A 6,174-nucleotide genomic window follows, 5' to 3' on the forward strand; every position below is an offset into this window, starting at 1 on the left:
CGGGGGCCGGTGGACGCGGCGGCGATGACGACGATCTCGTCGGGCCGGGGGGCGTCGGGGACGCGTGCGCTGACGGTCTGGTAGTGGCTGCGCGTCGCGGCGTGCGTCTTGTGCCAGAGGGGGACGGTCAGTGTGTCACCCGCCTCGGCCCGGGTGTCGGCGAAGCAGATGATCGACTCGCCGCGGAGGAGCTCGCGGACCAGGTTGCCGAAGTACGGCGTGTGGATGAGCGCGCCGCCGTGCTCGATCTCCCCTGCGGTGCCGACGACCGCGGCCTTCCCGAACGCCTCGATCGCGTCCACCCCGCCGAGCGCCGAGGCGAGCCGGCCGGACAGCAGCCGCGCGAGCACGGGCCCGATGCGGCCCTGCTCGGCGGCCAGCCCGGCGTCCGGCCCCGTGCCGATCCACGGGTTCCGGATGACGGCGGCGGCGCTCGCGCGCCGCACGGGCCGCTCCGGCGCCTGTCCGGCCTCGGCGAGGACGACGTCGCGGTAGGTCACCACCTTGCGCAGTCCGATCCGCTCAGCGGAGGGATCAGCAACATTCTCTTGCATGGCAGAGACGGTAGATATCCCGCTGATCGCGGTCAAGGGTTACTGGCCAACACCCTCCCCCGCACCGCGTGGCGCGAGCGTCCGGCCATCGGTGATTACGGCGTTGACCTGGATGTTCGCCAAGTCGGCAACGGAAACGCAGCGGAAATACCGAGGAATCGCTGCGCGACCCTTGACACTCAGCCCATGCCGTCACCTACGGTCCCTTGCATGCCAGCGGCCGAGCACGAACCAGCTTGTATGCCAGTGCGACTCGGGTGCACCTGACTCAAGGAGTTTCATGTCCAGACAGCTTCAAGGGGGTTCTCAAGGGGGTTCGGAACCGGCCTCCGCGGCGACCGGGAAGCTCGGCTCCGTCTTCTGGACCTCGGTCGGGGTCGCCGCGGTCTTCGTCGCCTGGGCGACCTTCTTCACCGGGAACCTCAACCGCGTCACGGCGTCCTCCCTGAACTGGGTCACCTCGTCGTTCGGATGGAGCTACCTGGTCGTCACCCTCGGCATCCTGGTCTTCCTGGTCTTCCTGGCGTTCAGCCCCGCGGGCAGCATCCGGCTCGGCAAGGACACCGACAGACCGGAGTTCTCCACCCCGGCCTGGATCGCGATGCTGCTCGGCGCCGTGATGGGCATCGGCCTGGTCTCCTACGGCGTCGCCGAGCCCATCTCGCACCTGGCCACGCCGCCGCGCGGGCTCGCCGAGCCGAACACCCACGAGGCCGCGGTGCGCGCGCTGCAGTACTCCTACTTCGACTGGGGCCTGCACGCCTGGGCCGTCTTCGCCGTCTTCGGGCTCGCGATCGGCTACTCGACGTATCGCAAGGGGCGCCGCCCCCTGGTGAGCCAGCTGTTCACCCCGTTCCTCGGCGACCGGGTCAACGGCCCGATCGGCAAGGGGATCGACGTGCTCGCCGTCTTCGCGACGCTCTTCGGCACGGCCACATCCCTGGGGCTGGGGGCGCTCCAGGTCAACAACGGGATGGGGCGGCTGTTCGGCGTACCCGTCAACTCCGCGGCGCAGGTGCTCATCATCGCGGCCATCACCGCCATCTTCACCCTGTCGGCCGTCACCGGCGTCAGCAGGGGCATCAAGATGCTGAGCTACACCAGCAGCACCCTGGCGACCGTGCTGTTCGTGTTCATGCTGATCGCCGGTCCGACGGTCTTCCTCGTCAACCTCTACATCGAGTCGATCGGTACCTGGGCGGGGGACTTCTTCCGGATGAGCCTGCAGGGCACCGCCTTCGGCGGGCTGGAGTGGATGCAGGCGTGGACGTACTTCATGCTGGCCTGGTGGGTCTCCTGGGGCGCGTTCGTCGGCATCTTCCTCGCCCGGATCTCCCGGGGGCGCACGATCCGCGGTTTCATCATGGGGGTACTGACGGTCCCCAGCCTCGCCTTCTTCACCTGGTTCGCGGTCTTCGGCGGCTCGGCCATCCACGTGGACATGTTCGAGGGCGGCGACATCGCCCAGCAGACGGCGGACGACTTCGGCGACGCCTTCTTCGCGACGCTTGACCACTTCCCCCTGACCGGGGTCACATCGGCGGTCACCGTCCTGCTCGCGGTGATCTTCTTTGTGACGAGCGCGGACTCCAACACCTACGTCCTGGGGTCGATGACGTCCGACGGTTCGCTCACTCCGCGCCGCCCGGTCCTCGTCCTCTGGGGCGTCCTCACCGGCGTCACCGCGGTCGCGCTGATGCTCGCCGACGGGCTCAGCGCGCTTCAGAACACCGTGATCGTCACCTCTCTGCCCTTCTTGGTGATCATCGCCTGTCTCGCGGTGTCCTTCTGGAAGGACCTGGCGACGGACCGGCGCGCGAGGCCGGCCGGCGCACCCGGGACGGCTCCCGACGAAGACGAAAAGGAGAAAGCCGATGCCGCACACTGACTCCCGGCACGCCGCCATCCGCAGAGTGTGGGAAGCCACCTGGAACCACGGCGACGTCGACGCGCTCGACGCGCTCCTCGACCCCGGCTACCTCCGCCGCGGCGCGGAGTCGCGCCCCCAGGACCTGCGCACCTTCAAGGCGTCGATCCTCGCCACCCGTTCCGCCTTCCCCGACCTCGTCACCACGCTCGACGACATCCTCGTCGAGGACGACCGTGCCGCGGTCCGCTGGCACAGCACGGGCAGCCACCAGGGCTCCCTCCTGGGCGTCCCCGCCACCAAGCGGCGGGTGGACGTCAGCGGCGCGACCTTCGCCCGGTTCGAAGGAGACCGCGTCGTCGAGGAGTTCGTGACCTGGGACCCCCGGGCGCTGCTCGCCGCCCTCGGAATCATCGCGGTCGGACAGGACTGATCTACACCATGACAAGGAGCACCCCGATGTCCGCGCTCTCGGCGCAGCCCGCCGACACCGACCTGATGAAGCGGGTCAACCGCCAGTTCGTCACCGGCGTCACCGTCGTGACCGCGCTGGACGGCGGCGCCCCGAAGGGCCTGGCCGTCAACGCCTTCGCCAGTATCTCCCTGGACCCGGCCACGGTCATGGTGTGCGTCCAGCACACCTCGTCCACCCACGACTGCCTGTTCCGGGCCGGCCACCTCGCGATCAACATCCTGTCGACGGACCAGCTCGACGTGGTCGCGCGCTTCGCGTCCAAGTCCGACGACAAGTTCAGCGGTCTGGACTGGTCGCCGGGCCCCTTCGGGAGCCCGTTGATCGCGCGCAGCAGCGCGCAGATGGAGGCCGAGATCCGCGAACGGCTCCAGGCCAGCACCCACACCGTCTTCGTCTGCCGGGTGGTGCACGCCGCCGTCACCGAGCGCGATCCCATGGTCTACAGCGCCGGTAAGTTCTTCGACGGAGGAGCACTCCCCCCTCTGGGATGATCAGCCACAGGACGCGACACCGAGGAGCTGGCTCAGTGACTGCAGGAACCGGCGGATCGGCCAACAAGCCGATCCAGGCCAGGGTCATCGCCGAGATGCGCGGACGCATCATCAGCGGTGAGATCGACCCCGGCGCGCTCCTCTCGGAGCTCGCCCTGGCCGAGGAGTTCGGCGTCAGCCGCACACCGGTCCGCGAAGCGCTCAAGCAGCTGCAGACCGAGGGGCTCGTGGAGATCCGGCCCCGGGTCGGCACCTTCGTCACCGCTCCGTCCCGGCGCGAGATCACGGAGCTCTTCGAGATGAAGGAGCTGCTCGAAGGCGCCGCGGCGCGCCTCCTGGCCCGGCGGGGCCGGGTGCCCGAGATCGACCGGCTCCAGGAGAACCTCGCGCAGGCCGACGCGGCCGTGGCCCGCGACGACCGCGACCGCTACGCGGAGCTGGTCGGGGAGTTCCACGATCTGGTGATCACCGGCGCCGACAACCGGAAGCTCGAAGCGCACTACCGGACGCTGATGAACCAGCTGGCCTACTCCCGGCTGGTGACGACCTCGCTGAGCCGGCCCGGCCGTCCGGGCCAGTCCGACCGCGAGCACCACCTGGTCGTCGAGCTCATACTGGAGAAGGACGGGGACAGCGCCGAGCAGGTCATGCGCGAACACGTCCGGGCCAGCCGCCGCGCGCTGATGGCGGGCCTGCCGCTTCCCGGGCGGCGCGACGACTAGGGGGTGTTTCGAAAGCCCCGTGCGGCGCATGGGGCGTCCGGTGCGTGCTCTCGGCGTGCCGGGTGAAAGCCCTCGTACTGGGCGTACTCGGGCTTTCGGCCGGTGCGGCGAGAGCACGTGCCGGGCGTTCCAGGTGGCGTGCGGGGCTTTCGAAACACCCCCTAGTGCCGTGGCCGGCGGATCCTGCCGGGTCGGGGCTGCCCCTGTCCGTGCCCTGCGGACTGCGGCTGTCGCCGTGGTTGCGCGCGCAGTTCCCCGCGCCCCTTCGGGGCGCATCCGTGCGCCCCGTCACGCGGGCACCCTGCGACGCACCGCGGCCAGGGACGCCGCCGCTGCCGCGAGGCCGAGGACGGCGCCGCCCGCGACATCGCCGGGGTAGTGCACACCCGTGTGGACCCGGGAGTAGCCGACCGCCGCCGCCAGCGCGCCGAGCGGCACGGCCGCCGGCGGGAGAACGACGCCCACGGCGGTGGCGAACGCGGTCGCCGACGCCGTGTGGCCGGACGGGAAGGACGCCGACAGCGGCATCGGCACGTGCCGGCCGACGGCCACCCGGGCCGCCGGCCGGTCTGGCCGCCGCCGGCGCACCATCCGCTTGCCGAACAGGTTCGACGCCGCCGAGGCCAGCGCCACCGCGCCGACCCCGGCCAGCGCCGCACGAGGGCAGCGGCCGGGACCGAGGGCGAGTCCCGCCGCGACGGTCAGCGAGATCTTCGAATGGTCGGCCGCGTGCGACAGGCGCCGCAGCGCGCGGTCCAGCGTGGGCGTGGGCGTGGCGGCCACCGCCGCGTACAGCGCGCGGTCGATCGCACGGAGGTCGCCGAGCACGGCCGCGGCGGCGTCGCGGTCAGGCACGGGCGCCCCTTTCCGGCTGCGGCGCGGTGCGGCCGAGGGCGAGGCCGGCGAGCCGTCGCCAGTCCAGGACCGGGACGGGGGCCAGGGCGCCGGGACGGTCGCGCGGCACCAGGACCCGCAGTGCGCCGGGACGCAGCCCGCACACGACGGGCACGGGCATCCGCAGCGCCTCGCCGTCCACCGCCACGGGGATCTCGTCCGCGTCGGAGGCCACCTCGACCCGCTGCGCGGTCGCCACGGTCAGGCACGGGGACTGCGAGCCCCGTACGGCCAGGTCGGCGGCCTGTGCCGCGCTCTGCACCCGGACCCCCAGCACGCCCAGTTCGCCGCTGTCGAGGCGGGGGCGGCGGGCGCTGTCGCCGAGGTCGTCGGGCGACGCGTACGGGTTGTTGCTGACCAGCAGCGCTTGCTGCGGGGCGAGCGCGGCGCCGTCGATCCGCGCGTCGAGCCGCCGCACCCCCTCGTCGGCCAGCAGGTCCGGCATCAGGTTCAGTGCCGTGCCCGCCTTGTCGTCGCGGTACTCGGGGCGCTGCACGACGTCCGCGTACACCCCGAACGACACGGTGTTGACGAAGGCCCGGCCCGCGACGTCACCGAGGTCGACCCGCAGTTCCTCGCCGTCGCTGAGCGCGTCGAGGCAGCGGGCCGGGTCGGAGCGGTCGAGGCCGAGGTCCATGGCGAAGTGGTTGCGGGTGCCCGCGGAGACCACGAGGAACGGCAGGCCGTGCTCGGCGGCGACGGCCGCGACGAGCGCCTGGGTGCCGTCGCCGCCCGCGACGCCGAGCAGGTCGGCGCCCTCGTCCACGGCCCGCCGGGCGAGCGCGGCGACGTCGGCCGGGGCTGACGGGTCGAGCAGGATCACCCGCGCGCCGAGCGCCTCAGCGCGTTCGACGAGTCCGAAGCGGGAGACCTTTCCGCCCCCGGACCTCGGGTTCATGATGAGGACCGGCCGCTTCGGCCGGGGCGCGGCCCTCGCCGGTCCCGGCGGGTCCGCCGGTGAGAGGCGCAGCGCCCCCCGGGCGCAGGCCAGTGCCGCGGCCCAGCACAGGCAGGCGGCCAGCGCCGTGCGCCACAGGCCGTCCTGGGTGAAGAGCACCAGGACGGCGGCGGGCGCCAGGACGGCGACGCCGAGCCCGAGCTGCCGTACCACGCCGCGGTGGGCCAGGAACCACCACACCCCGGCGGCCCAGGCGACCAGCCCGACAAGCCC

General features: G+C 72.2%; 7 protein-coding genes. 4 read left to right on the forward strand and 3 right to left on the reverse strand.

What is annotated here, in order from left to right; genetic code table 11:
• The coding region (locus G5C65_RS29240; RefSeq protein ID WP_165302054.1) for an amino acid synthesis family protein at positions 1-554 on the reverse strand (554 nt) is incomplete at its 3' end.
• Positions 555-834: 280 nt separating this feature from the next.
• Here G5C65_RS29240 and G5C65_RS29245 point away from each other — a divergent pair.
• The 4 genes from G5C65_RS29245 to G5C65_RS29260 are packed head-to-tail and all read left to right on the forward strand — an operon-like array spanning position 835 to position 4,109.
• Positions 835-2,442: a BCCT family transporter gene (locus G5C65_RS29245; protein WP_165302055.1), complete on the forward strand. Its 1,608-nt coding sequence runs from the start codon at positions 835-837 to the stop codon at positions 2,440-2,442.
• Complete coding sequence (locus G5C65_RS29250) at positions 2,429-2,854, forward strand: ester cyclase (protein ID WP_165302056.1); 426 nt, start codon at positions 2,429-2,431, stop codon at positions 2,852-2,854. Before G5C65_RS29245 ends, G5C65_RS29250 begins: the two co-directional genes overlap by 14 nt.
• 26 nt (positions 2,855-2,880) lie before the next feature.
• Positions 2,881-3,387 (forward strand): flavin reductase family protein, encoded by a 507-nt coding sequence (locus tag G5C65_RS29255; RefSeq protein ID WP_165302057.1) that lies wholly within the window; start codon positions 2,881-2,883, stop codon positions 3,385-3,387.
• Between the two features lie 35 nt (positions 3,388-3,422).
• Positions 3,423-4,109, forward strand: coding sequence for a GntR family transcriptional regulator (locus tag G5C65_RS29260; protein WP_420903371.1), 687 nt, complete (start codon positions 3,423-3,425; stop codon positions 4,107-4,109).
• A gap of 288 nt (positions 4,110-4,397) precedes the next feature.
• On the opposite strand, the gene G5C65_RS29265 is transcribed toward G5C65_RS29260, so the two are convergent.
• Positions 4,398-4,964 (reverse strand): phosphatase PAP2 family protein, encoded by a 567-nt coding sequence (locus G5C65_RS29265; protein WP_165302059.1) that lies wholly within the window; start codon positions 4,962-4,964, stop codon positions 4,398-4,400.
• On the reverse strand, positions 4,957-6,174 hold a 1,218-nt coding region (locus G5C65_RS29270), incomplete at its 5' end, for a diacylglycerol/lipid kinase family protein (protein ID WP_165302060.1). The genes G5C65_RS29265 and G5C65_RS29270, both read right to left, overlap by 8 nt.

It is taken from the genome of Streptomyces boncukensis, assembly GCF_011045075.1.
Lineage (GTDB): Bacteria > Actinomycetota > Actinomycetes > Streptomycetales > Streptomycetaceae > Streptomyces > Streptomyces boncukensis.